Origin of the sequence: Bacillus sp. Nf3, from assembly GCF_003028545.1 — a bacterium.
GTDB lineage: Bacteria > Bacillota > Bacilli > Bacillales > Bacillaceae > Bacillus > Bacillus safensis.
This window is the reverse complement of sequence record NZ_PYUA01000025.1, coordinates 1-804: the sequence shown is the minus strand read 5'-3', so window position 1 is coordinate 804 and position 804 is coordinate 1. Positions and strand designations below refer to the sequence as shown.

General features: G+C 66.9%; 1 protein-coding gene. It reads left to right on the top strand.

Going from position 1 to position 804, the window contains the following annotated elements; translation table 11 throughout:
• Positions 1-499, top strand: a 499-nt coding sequence (locus C9414_RS20665; protein WP_107164294.1) for an SIMPL domain-containing protein, incomplete at its 5' end; no start/stop codon positions are given.
• Between the last annotated feature and the right edge of the window lie 305 nt (positions 500-804).

Genomic DNA, 804 nt, shown 5'->3' with positions numbered 1-804 from the left:
CAAGGTGCTGGCTGCGATCAAGGCCGCCGGCATCGCCGTGCGCGACGTGCAGACCAGCGGCGTCAGCCTCAACCCGCAGTATCGCTACACCGACAACGAAGCGCCGAAGATCACCGGCTACCAGGCCAGCAACACGGTCAGCCTGAAGGTGCGTGACATCGCCAAGCTCGGCAAGGTGCTCGATGCGCTGGCCGCGCAGGGCGCCAACCAGATCAATGGCCCCAGCTTCGAGATCGACCAGCCCGAACCGGTGTATGACGAAGCCCGCCTGGCCGCGCTGAAGAAGGCCCAGGCCCGTGCCCAGACCTATGCCAAGTCGCTGGGCCTGCAGGTGCGCCGCATCGTCAGCATCTCCGAGAATGCCGGCGGCGGTTACCGCCCGATGCCGATGATGCGCACGATGGCCGCCGGCGCGGCGATGGACAAGGCCACCCCGGTTGCCCCGGGCGAATCCACCGTCTCGGTCAATCTGGATGTGGTGTTCGAACTGGGGCGCTGATCGCGTTCTGGTCTGTAGACAGAGGCGGGTCCCGCAGCGGGCCCGCCTTTTTTCATGCCTGTCGGCGGCGCTGGCTGAAGGCCAGCCCAACGATTCCGACCCTGCCTCTAGGCAGTAGCCATTGCGCCGCGCTACTGATGCACTGCCAGCCGCGTGCGGCAACCCCGCCACGGGCCCTGGTGCGTTGAGGACTTCGTCACTGGCATGGAGGTGGACCATGGTTCGTACGTATCCCGTTGCATCCGCGCATTTCGACCCCGCCCGCGTTGCCGCCTGGAGCGCGGCCATCGCCCTGCATCTGCTCG